The organism is Lacticaseibacillus kribbianus, from assembly GCF_020180945.1.
In the GTDB taxonomy this organism is placed as follows: domain Bacteria; phylum Bacillota; class Bacilli; order Lactobacillales; family Lactobacillaceae; genus Lacticaseibacillus; species Lacticaseibacillus kribbianus.
The window spans coordinates 296,236-312,553 of the sequence record NZ_JAIPUL010000003.1 but is presented as its reverse complement, the minus strand read 5'-3'; the positions used below and the strand labels follow the sequence as shown (position 1 = coordinate 312,553).

Annotated in this window: 18 protein-coding genes; 5 read left to right on the top strand and 13 right to left on the bottom strand. The window is 64.9% G+C overall.

Translation table 11 applies throughout. The annotated features are described in order from the left end of the window. Positions 1-9 precede the first annotated feature (9 nt). From LE416_RS10635 to LE416_RS10625, 3 genes are all read right to left on the bottom strand, one after another. Positions 10-270, bottom strand: coding sequence for a TFIIB-type zinc finger domain-containing protein (locus tag LE416_RS10635; RefSeq protein ID WP_225048572.1), 261 nt, complete (start codon positions 268-270; stop codon positions 10-12). Between the two features lie 21 nt (positions 271-291). Continuing rightward, positions 292-1,404, bottom strand: coding sequence for an SPFH domain-containing protein (locus LE416_RS10630; protein WP_225048570.1), 1,113 nt, complete (start codon positions 1,402-1,404; stop codon positions 292-294). 173 nt (positions 1,405-1,577) lie between these two features. Further along, entirely contained in the window at positions 1,578-3,509 is a 1,932-nt protein-coding gene (locus LE416_RS10625) for a glycoside hydrolase family 127 protein (RefSeq protein WP_225048568.1), read from the bottom strand. Between the two features lie 99 nt (positions 3,510-3,608). Between LE416_RS10625 and LE416_RS10620 the strand changes: the two genes are divergently transcribed. The 3 genes from LE416_RS10620 to LE416_RS10610 all read left to right on the top strand — a co-directional run bounded on the left by LE416_RS10620 (position 3,609) and on the right by LE416_RS10610 (position 6,691). Next, on the top strand, positions 3,609-4,592 hold the full coding sequence (locus tag LE416_RS10620) for an AraC family transcriptional regulator (protein WP_225048567.1): 984 nt from the start codon (positions 3,609-3,611) through the stop codon (positions 4,590-4,592). Between the two features lie 2 nt (positions 4,593-4,594). Continuing rightward, positions 4,595-5,110 carry a GNAT family N-acetyltransferase gene (locus LE416_RS10615; protein WP_225048565.1) on the top strand — a complete coding sequence of 172 codons (516 nt, stop codon included), beginning with the start codon at positions 4,595-4,597 and terminating at the stop codon, positions 5,108-5,110. Between the two features lie 228 nt (positions 5,111-5,338). Then, on the top strand, positions 5,339-6,691 hold the full coding sequence (locus LE416_RS10610) for a threonine/serine exporter family protein (protein ID WP_225048563.1): 1,353 nt from the start codon (positions 5,339-5,341) through the stop codon (positions 6,689-6,691). A 106-nt stretch (positions 6,692-6,797) separates the two neighbouring features. Here the strand turns inward: LE416_RS10610 and LE416_RS10605 are convergent, their stop codons facing one another. The 6 genes from LE416_RS10605 to LE416_RS10580 all read right to left on the bottom strand — a co-directional run bounded on the left by LE416_RS10605 (position 6,798) and on the right by LE416_RS10580 (position 12,098). Next, the gene (locus LE416_RS10605; protein WP_225048561.1) at positions 6,798-7,091 is read right to left on the bottom strand and encodes a hypothetical protein; all 294 of its coding nucleotides are present in this window, start codon (positions 7,089-7,091) and stop codon (positions 6,798-6,800) included. 219 nt (positions 7,092-7,310) lie between these two features. Beyond that, positions 7,311-8,603 carry a TPM domain-containing protein gene (locus LE416_RS10600; RefSeq protein WP_225048560.1) on the bottom strand — a complete coding sequence of 431 codons (1,293 nt, stop codon included), beginning with the start codon at positions 8,601-8,603 and terminating at the stop codon, positions 7,311-7,313. Next, positions 8,603-9,193 (bottom strand): TMEM175 family protein, encoded by a 591-nt coding sequence (locus tag LE416_RS10595; RefSeq protein WP_225048558.1) that lies wholly within the window; start codon positions 9,191-9,193, stop codon positions 8,603-8,605. Before LE416_RS10595 ends, LE416_RS10600 begins: the two co-directional genes overlap by 1 nt. Positions 9,194-9,302: 109 nt before the next feature. After that, positions 9,303-10,022 carry an NAD-dependent protein deacylase gene (locus LE416_RS10590; protein ID WP_225048556.1) on the bottom strand — a complete coding sequence of 240 codons (720 nt, stop codon included), beginning with the start codon at positions 10,020-10,022 and terminating at the stop codon, positions 9,303-9,305. Between the two features lie 367 nt (positions 10,023-10,389). After that, positions 10,390-11,301, bottom strand: coding sequence for a hypothetical protein (locus LE416_RS10585; protein ID WP_338034776.1), 912 nt, complete (start codon positions 11,299-11,301; stop codon positions 10,390-10,392). After that, positions 11,301-12,098, bottom strand: a complete 798-nt coding sequence (locus tag LE416_RS10580; protein WP_225048553.1) for a PHP domain-containing protein — start codon at positions 12,096-12,098, stop codon at positions 11,301-11,303. The genes LE416_RS10585 and LE416_RS10580 overlap by 1 nt, the downstream gene beginning before the upstream one ends. Before the next feature lie 284 nt (positions 12,099-12,382). Between LE416_RS10580 and LE416_RS13235 the strand changes: the two genes are divergently transcribed. Further along, positions 12,383-12,478, top strand: a complete 96-nt coding sequence (locus LE416_RS13235) for a putative holin-like toxin (RefSeq protein WP_225048552.1) — start codon at positions 12,383-12,385, stop codon at positions 12,476-12,478. A 437-nt stretch (positions 12,479-12,915) separates the two neighbouring features. Then, positions 12,916-13,425, top strand: coding sequence for a YbhB/YbcL family Raf kinase inhibitor-like protein (locus tag LE416_RS10570; RefSeq protein WP_225048551.1), 510 nt, complete (start codon positions 12,916-12,918; stop codon positions 13,423-13,425). Between the two features lie 300 nt (positions 13,426-13,725). On the opposite strand, the gene LE416_RS10565 is transcribed toward LE416_RS10570, so the two are convergent. The 4 genes from LE416_RS10565 to LE416_RS10550 form a co-directional block, all read right to left on the bottom strand. Further along, positions 13,726-14,544 (bottom strand): alpha/beta hydrolase, encoded by an 819-nt coding sequence (locus tag LE416_RS10565; RefSeq protein ID WP_225048749.1) that lies wholly within the window; start codon positions 14,542-14,544, stop codon positions 13,726-13,728. After that, complete coding sequence (locus tag LE416_RS10560; RefSeq protein WP_225048550.1) at positions 14,541-15,089, bottom strand: hypothetical protein; 549 nt, start codon at positions 15,087-15,089, stop codon at positions 14,541-14,543. Before LE416_RS10560 ends, LE416_RS10565 begins: the two co-directional genes overlap by 4 nt. Before the next feature lie 116 nt (positions 15,090-15,205). Beyond that, a complete protein-coding gene (locus LE416_RS10555; protein ID WP_420844385.1) occupies positions 15,206-15,820 on the bottom strand; it encodes a histidine phosphatase family protein in 615 nt (204 codons plus the stop codon). 47 nt (positions 15,821-15,867) lie between these two features. Beyond that, positions 15,868-16,317, bottom strand: coding sequence for an MAG6450 family protein (locus tag LE416_RS10550; RefSeq protein ID WP_225048549.1), 450 nt, complete (start codon positions 16,315-16,317; stop codon positions 15,868-15,870). Between the last annotated feature and the right edge of the window lies 1 nt (position 16,318).

Below are 16,318 nucleotides of genomic sequence, written 5' to 3'. Positions count from 1 at the left end.
AAGCTCCTCCTATTGCAGATAGCTGAGTGCCAACATATTATTGGGATCGATGTCCAAAATCAAATTCGCGTACATTGCCGCATTATTCGGATCGCGCTTAATTTTTTCAAACAAAACCTGCACGTCAGACCCGAGAGAAATAGTGCTCTCCTTGGGTTTACTTTGTGCGACATCTGGGATATAGACAGTGTCACAGTACTTACATACTAGCTGTCCATCAATACGTTCGAAGTCATTGGCACCACAGTTCTTACAGCTATATTTTTCCATATCGAATCTCTTCCCCGCTCATTACAAGCCCAAAATCTCGCGTTTCTTCTGGGTAAATTCATCCTCAGTAAGAATTCCAGCGTCGAGCAAGGCCTTCAATTTTTTTAACAAATTCACCTGTTCATCAATGCTTGGTTGTGCTCCTGCTACTTTACTACCGCTAAGGCCTTCCGTTAGATTGACTCCCAAGAGCATGCCGGCCCCACTGTCCCCTAATCCCTTTTCTTCAATACCTCGTGCAATCTTTTGCTGGGCGGCCATGTCACCTGCCTGACGCGAAAGCCCGTTAAATGCACTCACGCTCATTCGATCCGATGCAAAGCGATTTACCAGCGCACGTGACGCCTCCGAAAGTTGAATGTTTTCAATGCCAACTGAGCTGATTTCAAGTCCAAATCTCTCAATCCAGCTACCCGGATTTTCTTGAAGTTGCTTAATGCTTTGGCTGAGAGCCAAGGTCTGAGATGGTAACTGGGATACCCGAAATTGCCCAGAAAGGGAGTTTAGTACAGCACTAAATGTTTGAAGAAATTCCGGCAGGAGTTGTGCGCGCGCAGCCCGATCTGACAAAGAATATCGGTCAGCGTTAGCTGGCACAAAACGACGGATGAATTTGACCGGATCAACAACGCGTACAGAATAGGTCCCATAGGCCAAGACTTCGAGATCTACATCATAGTATCCGTCATGGTATACTTGGGGGCCCTTAGTTCCGAATTTCAGCCCACGAATTTCTCGTAGATTGACGTAAGCAACATGCTTCAATTCATCAGGTTGTCCGCCAAATTCAAAACGATTCTTTACTTGTTTGAAAATCGAGTCGAGTCTTCCGGTATCGAGAATGGTCTCTTGCCCGTCCTCGTAGATGTAGCCCCCGGCCTCATCAACGATGTCCTCGATTCCACCATCAGAAAAAATGAACATCGCAGTATTTTCGGGAACATAAACTTTTGATCCGGAAGTAATAACACCAACCGAACCTGATGTGTTACTTCCACGGTCATTATTAGTTTGAACGAAAATTCCCGGAGCAACAACAACCTGCTCATCAAATTTACCGGCTGTAATTATTTCTCGCCACTGATCCGCCAAGGTGCCAGAAATTGCACCTGTGAAGGCTGTAACCAATCCCACATAAATCCCTCCCACGCATCGGAATAATTAACCATGTTTTGTTTCTGATTATACCACGGAACATCTGAATACGTTTTGTCTCCCTAAATATTACGCCAAAAGGCAATCGTTGCCCGCGATTGCCCTGATTGTTGAATTATTCTCATTAGTGCATATAGCTAGATGAAAACATATTATGCATTCTGTGTGTCCCTCACCCACACACTCATCTCCCCGACTTCGCGGTTGGCCCACGCGAAGTACGGGATGAAGGACAGCGGCTGGGGCTGCGGGCCCGCCGCCACCGCGGCGGCCGAGCCGGGCAGGCGCAAGCCCGGTGCGGTCACGCGCACCAGCGGCAGCGCGAAGGTCGCGGCGTCGCCGGTCGCGGTCAGCGCGGCGTCTTTGGGCAGCGCCAGCCACGGCAGCTGGGCGCCGTTGTCGGCCTGCTCCAGGCAGTAGACGATCGGGCCGCGGGCGACGGCGACCAGGCCGATGTCCGCGCGCACCGCCGGGTCGGCGTGGACGCGCCGCGGTTGCAGCGGCAGGGTCAGCACCACGACCGCCCCGTCGTGCACCGGCACCTCCGCGTAACCGGCGCGCGCGGCCGGGGGCACCGCCCGGCCGTCAACGGTCAGCGACCAGCCCGCGGCCCAGGCCGGAATGCGCAGCGCCAGGGTGAAGGCCACCCCGGCCGGCGCGGTCACGGTGAACGTCTGGCCTTCGCGCCACGGGTAGCCGCCGGTCTGGGTGACCGCCGCGCCGTTGTCGAGGCGCGCGGTGCCGCCGACGTACTGGTTGACCTCCAGCCGGGCGCCGCGCGCGAGGTACACGTAGCGGTCGAGGCTGGCCACCAGCCGCGCGAGGTTCGGCGGGCAGCAGGCGCAGTTCAGCCAGGCCGGCCGCGTCGGCAGCACGTGCCGCTTGGCCGGATCCAGCCTGCAGGCGGTTGGGTCGACCTCCAGCGGGTTGACGTAGAAGAAGTGCGCGCCGTCAAGCGCGACGCCGGCCAGCACGCCGTTGAACAGCTCGCGCTCGATCACGTCGGCGTACTCGGCCTCCGGCGCCGCCTGAAGCATGGCCTGAAGGAAAAACACCATCGCGCAGCTGGCGCAGGTCTCCGCGTAGGCCGTGTCATTGGGCAGGTCGTCCGGGAAGGTGAACGCCTCGCCGTTGACCGTCTGACCGACGCCGCCGGTGACGTACATCTGGTGGTCAATGATGCGCTCGGCCAGGCGGCGGCAGGCCGCCATCAGCGCGTCATCGGCGCCCAGCCGCCCGGCCTGCGCCGCGCCGGCCAGCAGGTACAGCATCCGCACCGCGTGGCCCTCGGGCTCCGGCATCTGGGTCAGCGGCACATCGGCCTGGAAGTAGCCGAGGTCCTGCCAGTCGCCGCTCCAGTACGGCTCGTTTTTGACCGCCGTGGTCTTAGCCTGCGCCTTGAAAAAGTTCGGCTCGGTGCCGCGCTGGTTGAGCATGTACAGGGCGAGGTCCAGGTGGCGCCGGTCGCCGGTCACCTGGTACAGCCGGGTCAGCGCCAGCTCGACCTCGGGGTGGCCGGGGTAGCCGTGCAGCTTGCCGGGCTCGGGGCCAAAATGCGCGGCCAGGTAATCGGCCATTTTCACCGCAATCGCCAGGGCGGGCTTGCTGCCGGTCGCCTCGTAGTACGCGCAGCCGGCCTCGATGTAGTGGCCCATGCAGTAGAGCTCGTGGGAGCGCGCGACGTGTTTGAGCTTGCGGTCCGGCGCCTCCAGCTGAAAGTAGGTATCGAGGTAGCCGTCGTCCTCCTGCGCCGCGGCGATCAGCGCGACGACCTCATCGCACTGGCCGGCAAGCGCCGCATCCGGGTGGCTTTGCAGCGAATACGCCGCGGCCTCCATCCACTTGTAGACGTCGGAGTCCTGGAACCACATGCCGGCAAAGCCGCCCTTTTCCAGGCCGGCCGCGCGGCGCAGGTTGCGGATCGCGTGGCTGTTGTCCTGGGCGTCGTAGCTGTTGCCGCCGGGGTTGGCCACCGCCTCCAGGTCGTTGAGCACCCGCCACTGGTAGGGAATCATCCGGGTTCGCACCAGGTCGCGGTAGTAATTCCAGAAGTCGTCGTCGATTGTCACCTGAGTCAGTTTCATGTCGCACCTCCATTACCGCCAGTATAAGCGTTTACTTTGGCCGCCAACACTGCTAGAATCTGATAATTGGTGGCGGATTCCGACCTTGGGAGGTGCAATATGGCGCAGCTGAAAATGACCCTGAACACACCGGCGACCTACCTGCAAAGCGGCGAGTTCACCGCGGCACTGGGCTGGCGGCACCACCGCGCGACCCACGGTGCCGACACCGAGCTGCTGCTGGGCGTGACCGGCGAGGTGCACTTATCCGTGGCCGGCCAGACGTTCCACCTCGGTCCCGGCGACGCCTTGACCGTGTTCCCGCACGAGACCATCGTCGGCGCCCAGCCGACGCTGACGCCGAGCCGCTTCCTGTGGCTGCACGTGGTGGCGCCGGCAACCGCGGTGGCGGGCACGGGCGGGACGGCGCTCGCAGTTGGACTAGGTCCGGGCGGGACGGCTGGGGCCGATATCGGTACGGCGCCGGCCGCGACCCCGACTGGACCCGGCGCGCCCGCGGTCGCCCTGCTGCCGCGCTTCGCCCACCTTGGGCAGTTCCCGCAGCCCGGCGTCGCCTGGCGCCAGCTGCTGGACGTCGCCCACGATCCGGCCAGCGGTCAGCTGCTCTGCGATTACCAGGCGACGCTGGTGGTGCTGCGGCTCGCCGCGGCGGCGGAGGCGGCTGATCGGCGGCCCGACGGCACCCGGCTGGTCAACCCCGTGCGGGCGTGGCTGCGCATCAACCTGGCGGCGCGGCCCAGCGTCGCGACCGTCGCGGCGCAGTTCGAGCGCAACCCGGACTACCTCAACCGCCTGTTCAAGCAGGCCACCGGCCAGACCATCGGCCAGTACGGCACCGGACTGCGGCTGGACTACGCGAAGCTTTTGCTGCTGTCGACGGACGACCCGGTGGCAACGGTCGCCGCGCGCGCCTTTTTCCCCGATGAAAAATACTTCGCGCGCGTCTTCCACCGGGCGGTCGGCCTGCCGCCGTCGCGCTACCGGGCCGCCTTCACGCACACGTTCATGAACAACGATCAGGTCGACCCCGGCGTGAACCTGCAGGCGCAGGTCCGCGCGCTCGAAACCACTAAGGAGCATTGACAATGAAAATTCAACCGGTTACCCAAGAATTCCTGGCCCCAAGCGTCGCGCTGGTTACCGCCGCCTTCGCCACGGCGCCGCACACCGACGGCAACGAGGGCCCGCTGGTCGCGGCGCTGCGCCGGTCCGCGACCTACCGCCCCGAGTACGACGCCGTGGCACTTGCCGACGACGGCACCCTGATCGGCCACACCATGCTGTCAGAGGCGAGCGTCGGCGACGCCAAGCTGTTCGTGCTCGCGCCGCTGGCGGTGGCGCCGGCGTTCCAGCACCAAGGCGTCGGCAGCGCGCTGATCGCCTTTCTGGAGGCGACCGCCGGCGAGGACCTGCGCCGCGCCATCTCGATTCTCGGCGATCCCGCCTACTACGGCCGCTTCGGCTACGGGCCGGCCGCCAAGTTCGGCATCACCGCGCCCTTCGCCGTCGCGGATGAAAATTTCATGATCCGTGAGCTGATTCCCGGCGGGCTGAGCGGCGTGCACGGCACGCTGCGGTACGACCCGGCGTTCGGGCTCTAGCCGCCGGGTTCCGGCCCGCACGCCAGACCACGCGGTCGAACCGCGCCGCTCCGCCGCTCCGGCCGCGATTTGCGCCGTCTACTTCGCACCAATCGCCCGCCGCGGCCGCCCGCTCCCAGCAGTTTGGGGGCCGGGCGGCCGCGTTTTTCACGCCTGCGCCGCCGCGGCGGCCTTTTTGATTTTCATGAAAAGGTGTAAAATAGGCCCTAACAAGCTTGGAGGGACACCATGGACCACTCAGAAGAACCCAAGGCCCGGCCGCGCGTCACGCTGTCGCCGAACCACCACATGACCATCAACTGGCACAGCTTCGACCGGCAAAGTGACGGACCGGTGACCGGCGCCAGCCTCACCGAGCGCGCCACCATCGTCGGCCGCGTCGGCATCATCATGCTGTCGTGCGGCACCGGGGCCTGGCGCGTGCGCGAGGCGATGAACACCATCGCGCGCGACCTCGGGCTGACCTGCTCGGCCGACGTCGGGCTGATCACCATCGAGTTCACCTGCTTCGACCACGGCCGCCACTACACGCAGGCGCTGGCGCTGCCGACCAGCGGCGTCAACACCGACAAGCTGACCGTGCTCGAGCGCTACGTCGCCCGCTTTGCGACCGACTGCGTGGGCCTGTCCGTCGGCGAGATCCACGCGCAGCTGGACAAGATCCAGCACAAGCCGGGCAACTTCTCGGCGCTGACCGCCGGCCTTGCGTCGGCTTTGGCCTGCGCCGCCTTCACCTTCCTGCTCGGTGGCGGGCCGATCGAGATGATCTGCGCGTTCCTCGGCGCCGGCGTCGGCAACTACTCAAGGCGGCTGATGGGTGCGCGACACATCACCGTCACCGCCAGCACCGCCGTCTCGGTCGCCCTGGCCTGCCTCTCCTACCTGCTGATGTTCAAGGTGCTGGAGCTCGGCTTCCACGTGTCGCAGGCCCACGAGGCCGGCTACATCGGTGCGATGCTGTTCGTGATCCCCGGTTTTCCCTTCATCACCTCGGGGCTGGACATGGCCAAGCTCGACATGCGAAGCGGGCTTGAGCGCGGCACCTTCGCGATCATGGTGATCGTGGTCGCCACCGTCACCGGCTGGCTGGTCGCGCTGCTCGTGCATTTTGAGCCGCAAAACTTCATCCCGCTGCACCTCAGCTTCTGGGTGCTGCTCACCTGCCGGCTGGCGGCCAGCTTCTGCGGGGTCTACGGCTTCTCCATCATGTTCAACTCGCCGCGCAAACTCGCCGCGTCCGCCGGCGTGCTCGGCGCCGTCGCCAACACGCTGCGGCTGACCCTGGTCGACTTCGCGATGCCGGCCGCCGCCGCGGCCTTCATCGGCGCTTTGGTCGCAGGACTGCTCGCCAGCGCCGTCAACCGCAACACCGGCTACCCGCGCATCTCCCTGACCGTGCCCGCGATCGTGATTATGGTGCCGGGGCTTTACATGTACCGCGCGATGTTCAACCTCGGCCTCAACGACTTCGGCGTCGGCGGCGGCTGGATGATCAAGGCCGTCCTGATCGTCGTCGCCCTGCCGCTGGGTCTGGCCGCGGCGCGCATCGTCACCGACTCGGAGTGGCGGCACGTGGACTGAGTGTCATAGGACAAAAAATTCCCGCCTGCAGGCTGGCTGCAGACGGGAATTATTTTGTCCTGATTGATGGCTAGCGGCCGCGGCGCGCCAGCATGCGCACGCCCCACTACACTAGCGCCGCAAAGGCCAGCGCCACCAAAAAGTCGCCGACGAACCCCAGCAGGTTGAACTGCCAGGTCGCGCCCTTCTGCCCGAGTTTGAAGATCCCGGCGAACCGGGCCGCCGCATCGAGGCGGCTGGGCGTGTCGCCCTCGAGCCACCCCAGCGGCCAGCCGTAGAAGTAAAGGTACAGCGATTCCGTGCTGCCATCCGCGATGGCCTGACTCGCGGGGGCCAAAAGCCCCAGTCCGGTCAGCCCGAACGCGACAGCGATTAAGTACCGCCAAGCATGCTTGCCCATTCGCAATGTCCTCCATTGACTCCGCGTCTGCCGTTGGCTTCAGTGTAGTTGAAAGCGTTTCCCAAGGCAAGATGATTCGCGCATGGGGGCGTCGGGTTCCGATGTGCGCCTCAGATGCGGCTAGCCTAGCTAAGACTGGACACTGGGCCAAAGTGCGGCCCAATGCCCAGCCTTACGCTACCCGACCGGCTAAGTGCGCCCCGCTCCGCCCTGGGTTTTCTACCATCCCCCCGAGAACCCACCGCCGCCGCTTGAGCCGCCGCCGAAACCGCCGCCGAAGTCGCTGCCCGAGCCCGCGCTTGCGCTGTCGTGCGCGTAGTTGACGCCGACCCACAGCGGCAGGTCGCCGGTGTGGGTGTCGCGGCCGTACTGGTAGTCGAGGATGGCCTGAAAGGTCTTGCGCTGCTTCTTGACCGTCAGCTTGTCCGCGTCCTTGGCGCGCACGTGCTTGACGAACTCGGCCCACACCGCCTGCTGGTCCAGGAGGGTCACCTTGCCGTCCGCCGCCCAGTCCTCAAAAGCCGGCTGGTACAGCGAAAACGGGACGCTTTTGGCCGCCAGCTGCTCATCGCAGGCGGCGACCAGCGCGGCGAAGTCCGGGAACGCGTTGAGCGCCGCGGCCTTTTGCTTGGGGCGAACCGCACCGAACACGTACAGCGGGTACGGGCTGCCCGTGACCAGGCGCAGGCTGAGCTCGCCGAAGTTGGCGCGCACGTAATCGGCGAAGCGCGCCTGCTGCAGCGCGAGGTCAATCGGACCGCTCATCGGCGCGCGCAGCTGGGCGACGAAGCGGTCGCGCTCGGCTTTCGGCAGGCCGGCGAAAAGCGAAAGCGTGGCATCGGGCGTCTCGAACGCCGCCTGCAGCCGCGCGTTGCGGCGGCGTTTGCGCACCACCAGCCAGGCGGTGCTGCCGGCGGCCACAAGCGCCGTGAGCTCCGCCACCACAATCAGGATGCCGCGCATCCGGGCGGCCGCCGCGCGCTTGGCCTTGATGTCCGTCGGGGTCATGATGGCGCTGCGGTTTTGCTTCAGGGTCTTGGCGATGTTTGCGACGATCTGCTGCATCGCCGCGTCGTAGTCGCCGCCGCGCAGCTTGGTTTTGACCGCCGCGGTGACGATTTTGGCCGAGGCCCCGTCCGGCACGGCCGACTCCAGCCCGTAGCCGACCTCCAGCCCGAACTTGCGGTCCTTCACGGCCATCACGAAGTACAGGCCGTTGTCCCAGTCCTTGTGGCCGACGCCCAGCTGTTGAAAGCGGCTGGCGCGAAAGTCGTCGATGTCGTCGTCGCCGGGAATCTTGTCGTAGGTCTCGACCGCCAGCTGCGGCGACCCCGGAAGCTTGGCGAAGGTCTGCTCGTTGAGCTCGGCCACCTGCTTCAGGGTGGCTTGGCTCAGCACCCCGGCGTGGTCGTTGACCCACGCGTTGTGGCTGGCGGCGCGCACCGGTTGGGCGAGGCCGAACAGCGCCAGGGCGGCCACAAGCGCGAGCAGCCAGTAGCGGATTCTTCTCATCAGGGCTCCTTTCGCGCGACGTGCGCCTCGATGCGCCGCTCCGGCCGCACCCACAGCAGCAGTAGCGCCGTGTCGACGATGACGGTCAAAGGCGGCCAGGCCAGCGCCAGGAAAATGGCGCAGACCGCGCCGATCACCGACACCAGCGGCTTGTAGTAGCCGCGCCCCACCAGCTCCGAAAACGCCGCGTTGTGCTGATCGGCGTGGTTCAGGCAGCGAATCAGCAGGTAGAAGGCGAAGTTGGTCGCCGCCACCACGACGCCGTAGGTCATCTCCGGGGCCGCGGCACCGACGTGGTGCTCGCCGACCCAGGCGGTGACGAACGGGAACAGGCTGATGGTGAACAGGAACAGCACGTTGGCCCACAGCACCCGCCCCGAGATTTTTCGCACGATCACGAACAGGTGGTGGTGGTTGTTCCAGTACACCGCGAGGGTGAAAAAGGACACGAGGTAAATCAACAGCGAGTAGCGCAGCCCCCACAGGGCGGCGAAGGTGCCACCCGCCGGCGGCCGCAGCTCCAGCACCATGATGGTGATGATGATGGCGATCACGCCATCGGTGAAGGCCTCCAAGCGACTCTTGGGCATAAAGACTCCTTTCGGCCGGCCCCCACCGGTCCAATCAGGTTACAGGGCAGTGATGCGGGCCGCCGAGCGTCGGCGCCTCCGCCGGCAACAGGGCGCCGTGCGCGCCTGGTTACGGCCAGCGCCGGGTACAGCCAGCGCCGGGTCGCAGGCCGGCGAAAACGTCAGTGGCATCGCCGACCACCATGTGCGCGCCGTACGGCAGCTCGATCGGCTCGCGGTTGACCGCCGCAAGCGTCGCGCCCGGGCGCGCGAAGCGGATCAGCCCGGCGAACGGGTACACCTGAAAGCTCGTGCCGACCACGACGATCAGGTCGGCGGCCTCAACGGCGCGGATCGCCGCGGCGCTGACGGCGGGGTCGATTGGCTCGCCGTACAGCACGATGTTCGGGCGCAGCCTCCCGCCGTCCGCCGCGTGCACGTCGGACTTCAGGTAGTCCTGGTACGGCACGTGGGCGTCGCACTTGCTGCAGACGATGTCGTACAGGTTGCCGTGAAACTCAACCACGTGCTCGGCACCGGCTTGCTGGTGCAGGCCGTCCACGTTTTGGGTGACGATCGCGCCCTTCTCGTTGGTGATCGCCGCCATCGCCTCGTGAATCGCGTTGGGCCGGGCGTCCGGGTAGAACATGTTGGCGACCACCCAGTCGTGGAAGGCCTGGTGGTGGTCGCGCAGGTTGTCGGCCGACAGCGCGTACTCCGGGCGCGCCATGGCCGAGTACAGCCCGCCCTTGCTGCGGTAATCCGGAATGCCCGAGGCGGTCGACACCCCGGCCCCGGTCATGAACGTGACGAACTTCGCTTGCGCGATGGTCTGCTTCAGGTCAAACATTGACGGTTCCTCCTTCACTCGATTTTACGGCCGCGGCGTGTGACAGTCCTCGTCCACGTGGTCACCTGGATGACATCACAACGATCGGACCAAAGCGTGTTGCCAGTCCCGCGACCAAGTCTTCCCAGAATCTGCGGAGGGTGGAGGCGCGAACAGGCCGCTGCTGGAGGCGCAGGGCATGGACGAGCCAGTGTGAAATTGCACCCGCGCTTTCTCGGGGCGCGGTCGGCGGGGTTATGCCGGCTTAGTGCAAGGGCGGGGCTTGAGACCGGAACGGGCTCAAGGGAGCCCCACGCGTTCCGCCGCCCATGCCCGAAGCCGGAAGCATCGGCCCGTTCGCACCGGAGCCCGGGTTGTCGGCCATCGCCTAGCGAATCGTGTAGTCCAGCTGGTACTGGTCCAGCACCTCTTTGAGCGGCCGGCGGTACAGGGCCTGGAAGGCCTCGGGGCTGTCGGATTGCAGCGGCAGCACGAAGGCGTTTTGCCCGTCGCCCTTGCCCTGGGCCACGTAGGCGCGGTGCTTGGTCGTGCGGTCGCGCATCACGCTGTGGCGAATCTCGTAGGTCTGGTTGACCGCCAGGCGCAGCTGGCGCTCGGACAGCACCGGCGGCAGGGTCGCGAACTCGTCGTTCAGCGTCGCCTGGAAGCCGTGCTGCGTCAGCACGTTGTCGAACTGGCGCCACAGCTTCACGACCGCGCGGCGGAAGGCGAACGGCGTGTCCAGCGGCTTCTCCTGCAGGATCATGTAGAGCTGCTCGGCGGCCTCGGCCTCCTCCGGCGCGGCGGTGGTCCACTCGCCGAACGTGCCGATCATCACATCGGCATCCAGCGCCGTCAGGGTGCGAAAAACGCTCAGGCCGTCCGCGGCCATGCCCAGCGTCTGGACGTAGCCGTCAGTCAGCTGCTTTTCAACCGTGGCGTCCCACAGGCCCAGCTTCTGCTGCCAAGCCTTGATCTGGCCGTGCAGCGCCGCGTCGTACAGCGCGGTGGCGACGGCGAAGAACTGCTGGTCGACGTCCGGGTTGCCGGACGCGATGTGAAACTGCAGCGGCGGGTAGCCGGCGGCGGTGAAGCGCATGTGCAACAGCTCGTGGCTCAGCGTGTAGGCGACGTTGGTCGTGTCCGACACCGTGATCTGCAGGTGGTCATTGGCCAAAAGCTCCTGGTGCGACTGGGCGTGGGTCAAAACGCCGCTGGCCGGGCCGTCGATCACGACCTCGATCGGCATCGTGTAGCGTTTTTGCACCTCATCGAACAGCGGCTGAAGTTTCTCTGGAATCATTGAACGGTTACCTCCTCAAGTGGGACATTGGTCGGGCGGTGCTTGGCGTAGGTCACAAGGCTTGTGACCCCGTAGCCGGCAAGCGCGGCCTGGGCCTTCGTGAAATCAACGCGGTACTTGTCCGGCACGTGCGCGTCGGACCCAAGCGTGATGCGGGTGCCGCCGAGCGCCAGGTACCAGGGGAACACGAGGTCGTACAGCGCCTGGTTGCCCCAGCGGCCGGTCGACTTGGTGTTGTACTCAAGCGCCATGCCGCGCGCGACGACCAGCTTCAGGATCTCTTTCACCTGCGGCCCCACCCACGCCTCGAACTGCGCCGGCGTCACGTCTAGCGTACGCAGCCCGTAGTCAAAATGGGCCAGCACATCCCCGAAGTCCGCCTGGCGCAGGCCGTCGAGCATCGAGCGGTAGTAGGCCTTGGCGTGCTTTTCTGGGTCCACGGTCTGAAAGTACGGATCCAGGTAGTCGTGCGCGCCGTCGTGGTGAAAGGACAGAAGCGTCAGGTCGTAATCCCCCGCGGCCAGGTAGGCGCGGATGGCGGCGAGCTTGGGCTGATAGTACCCCGCCTCGATGCCGCGCAGCAGCCGGTTGGGGTAGCGTGCACTCAGCGCGCGCAGCTTGGCGCTGTACGCCGCAAAGTCCGGCGTGTCGTCTCGCCCGCCGTCATCGGGGTTGGCCATCTCCAGGTGCTCGGTGGTGATCAGAGGCCCCGCGGTCTGGGCCAGGTAGGCCTCGAACTGCGCGGTGGAATCGAAGGAAAAATAGGTGTGCACGTGCTGGTCGTAGTAGGTCATGGGCGGGCTCCCTTCCGGTTGGTCTGGGTTAATTCTACCATGAAAGCGCGCGCGGGAGGAGACGAGGCGAGGATGGGATTGGGCTTGCAGCGAAAGGATTGTTACGGGAATCTGCGATATTTTTATTCGATATTTATATTTAGGACAGTGCTTTTCAGCTAATTTAAGGCGTGTTACAATCACTGAACAGTGATAACTCAGGCGGTGGCGCAACCCACCTCGGAGGTGATGCCCATGGTGAAAAACCGGCGGCGCTCCCCTCCAGGAAGGAGAACGCCGCCAGAATGTCGACCCATGATGTTCTGGACCTACTCTTTGTCGGCGGCACGTTCCAACTCGCGCTGCTGACATTTATCCTGCTGCTGATTAACCGGCGGTAGGGTAAACAAAAAGGGCCCGCCTAGGCCAATGCACGGCTAGCGGGTCTCGATCTGATAGACCGTGCCACCGCCGCAACTATCGCTGCAGCGCCTTGGCGCGGAGGAGCCGGTGTTTCCAGCGCCGGCTCCTTTTCTGTGCCTTGAGTATAACATGCCGGCCAGCATCCCGCCAAGGCGTGCGGAACCCGGTCAACTTCCAGCATAATGCTCTGAACCTTTTGCTTGCCGGCGATGCGACACCCGAAGTGTATCACGGCAAACGACCCTACACCACCGCGCACACCAGAACAGGCCCGTTAATATCATTATCCCAATAGCCGCACCACCGTCTCCACAACGCCCATCGCGCCTCGAGCCCCATCTACCGCGCCGGATTATTTATTTACCCCCTGCCCAGTGTGGTAAGCTGGAATCAAAAGCCTAAGGAGGTTTCGCCCATGCAATTGATTGTTCCCACCGATGACGGCTACCTCGCCGACCGCTTCGGCAAGTACGCCAGCGGCGAAGACGTTCACGCCGATCACCCCAAGCGCAGTTTTCCCTTCAAAATTACTGAAGCGCCGGCCGGCACCTTAACCTTCGCGCTGGCGTTCATCGACTACGACGCCGTGCCGGTGTCCGGCTTCGTCTGGCTCCACTGGCTGGCCGCCAACATCCCGGCCGAGTTCACCACCATCCCCGACGACGCCAGCCGCTCCGGCGCCGTGCCGATGGTGCAGGGCCGAAACTCCAACGCCGGCGGCATGGTGCGCGCCCAGGACGTCCAGGTCGCCCAGGGCTACGTCGGCCCGCAGCCGCCCGACAAGGACCACGCCTACACGCTGATGGTCTTCGCGCTGGACACTGAACTCGACCTGGCGCCGGGCTTTTGGCTCAACGCCATGCGCCGCGCGATGGCCGGCCACGTGCTGGCCCAGGCCGAAGTAGATCTCTGGTCGCGCGCGTAAGGCACCGGTAACCCCATCCCCATAGAATCGACAAAACCCGGCAACCCTCACTGTGCTCTCGTACGCAGTGGCGGTTGCCGGGTTTTTGGATTTGATGTGCTGTCGGGCGACCGCGCGAACGGGCCACTGCCGGAGGCGTAAGACCGGGGCGTGCCAGCGTGAGATTGCAGTTAACCGGCGGTTTGTGCCGGTTTACTGCAAGGGCGGGTCCTGAGACCGGGCTTTGGGCTCAGGAGAGCCCCACGCGGACCGCCACCCCGGTCCGGAGCCGGAGGCAGTGGCCCGTTCGCGCCGGAGCCCCTAGAACTCCTGCTTCAGCCAGTGCTCGAGCAACTGCGGCCACACGGCGACGGCCGACTGCAGCTCGGTGCGCGCCGGACTCAGCGTCTGCTCGGTGGCCAGGCTCAGGCCGTGGCCGCCCTCGGCGAAGGCGTGCAGCTCCACCGGCACGTGCGCCTTGCGCAGCGCCAGCGCGAACAGCAGCGTGTTCTCCAGCGGGACCAGGGTGTCGGCGTCGGTGTGCCAGATGAAGGTCTTCGGGACGCTCGGCGTCACCTGCAGCTCCAGGCTGGTTTCCTGCATCAGCGCCGGGTCGCCGTACTGGTCGCCCAGCAGGTTCTTGAAGGAGTCCTGGTGGCCGTATTCCCCGTTGGTGATCACCGGGTAGGCCAAAAACAGGCCGTTGGGGCGAATCGTCGCCGGGTCGTAGCCGTACTTCAGGGCCAGCAGCCGATCCCACTGGGTCGCCAGGTTGGCGGCGAGGTGGCCGCCGGCGGAGAAGCCCGCGACGATGATGCGGTCGGGGTCGACGCCCCAGTCGGCCGCGTTGGCCCGGACCGTTTTCACTGCCTCTGCCAGCTCCAGCAGCTGGGTCGGGTAGCGGTCCGCGCTGCGGTCGGTGGTGCTGTAATCCAGCACGAAGGCCTGGTTGTCCTGGGCCGACAGCTGAAGCGCGATCGGCTCGGCCTCGCGCGGCGAGACGAAGGCGTACCCGCCGCCCGGGCAGATGATGATGGCCGGCCGGGTGGTGGTGACGATGTCCGGCGTCGTGTCGCGCAGGTAGGCGGTCAGCGTCGCCTGCGTGTGGTACCGGTCGAGCTTGGTGGTGATGATTCTCATAGCCATGACTTCCCTTCAAGAATGGGTGCGAAGCGCGTGATCGCGTTGTCGGCGACCGTCAGCCGCCAGCAGTGGCGCGCGTCGTACAAGTAGACAACCGCGAACGCCTGCCGTGCAGGGTCCGCTTGCAAAAAGCGCCGCAGCCGCGCAATGTCTTCGGCCTCCGGCAGCATGAACAAAAACAGGTCCTGCTCGGTGAACCGGTCGTACCCCGGCAGCAGCCGCCGCTTGCGCTCGTATGCGGCGACTAGGTCGTTGCCCGATGCCGCCTGCGCGTTGGGGAAAACGGCGTCGCGGGGGCCGCCGGTGCTGCGCACCAGCCGCATCGCCCGGTGCGGCCCGTACCGCCGCGCCGCGTGGCGGTCCCGCGCCAAAAGCGCGGACACCGACTGCTCGACGGCGCGCGTGACCTCGCAGCCGACCCGGCCGCCCGGCGTCTGGATGTCCGGCCGGTCGGCGTTGAACGCCCCGGCGAACTTGACCGGCTCAATCTGCTGCAGCACGGCCAGGGCGCGCAGCTCCTCTGGGTGAACGCGGTTGCTCATGGGAATCCCTCCTGTTCAAGGTGGCGGGTGGCGCGGGCAATGCGGCCGGGCCGCGATGCGGTGACGGCGGCCGGCGCGTTAGGTAACCGCGCAACTGGCGCAACCGGAGCCGCGCCCTACGCCGTGGCCGGGTCCACGATCCGCTGCAGCGTGAAGTTCCCGGCGTCGTAGGCGAACTGGACGATGCCGCAGTTGGGCAGCCGCTCCTCGAGCGCCGCGCCGTCTGCGTGCTGGGCCAGGAAGTTGCGGATCGCGCCGGCGTGCGACACCATCAGCACCGACTCGCCGGTGGTCTCGACCATCAGCGCGGTGACCGTGTCGTTCACGCGTTTTTTCACTGCGGTCTCGGCCTCGCCGCCGTACGGCACGAAGAAGTCGTTGTAGGGAATCGCCGGGTTCAGGATCTCGGGCTGGCCCTCGAAGCGGCCGAAGCCCCACTCGCGCAGCCCCTTGACCCGCCGGTATGGCAGGTCGCAGACGAGCTCCAGGGTGTCGGCGGCGCGCTCGGTGGTCGAGCAAAAGGCCGCGTCAAAGCCGATGCCGGCGCGTGCGAACCATGCCGCGGCGGCCTGGCCTTGGGCGATGCCCCGCGCCGTGAGCGGCGAGTCGCACCACCCCTGAATCCGGTTCTCCACGTTGAACAGCGTCTCGCCGTGCCGCATCAAGTACAGTGTTGTCACACAATCGCCCCCATCTGTCTCGATTATAGTGGAAAAACGCTTGCAGCGCATGGATTTTTCCGCGCAAAAGGGCGCCAGCGCGTGCGCCGACGTCCTCGTTATTCGCGGTGGTACTGGTGTCTGGGGTCTAGCCGGTGGATGACGAAGTACCCGGCCGCGTCGTAGTAACCGAACAGCCGAAACGGCGAGCGGTCCCGTCCGTAGTGAACCATGGTCACACGCGCACCGTCAATCGTCTCGGACGCGCCGACGCCACGTGGCCCCTTGGTGCGGAGGAACCGCGCATCAACCTGGGTGATTGTCAGCGCCTTGCCCACCGTTTCCGCTACGAAGCGACTGAACTCTTGGATTTCCTGGGTCTTCAGATTCTTGAACTGGTAGTGCCGCTCCAGTTGATGATCAATTGTCAGGATGAACTGCCGCGTGGTGCGCGAGTCGCGCGCCAGCTTGTCACCGCGCACGTCGCCCACGTGATGAGTCCGGTTCGTCAAAAGCTCGGGCTGAGGCGTTGCCTCGCCCGACCGTTGTTGCTTCGTGAGCCGTCGCATC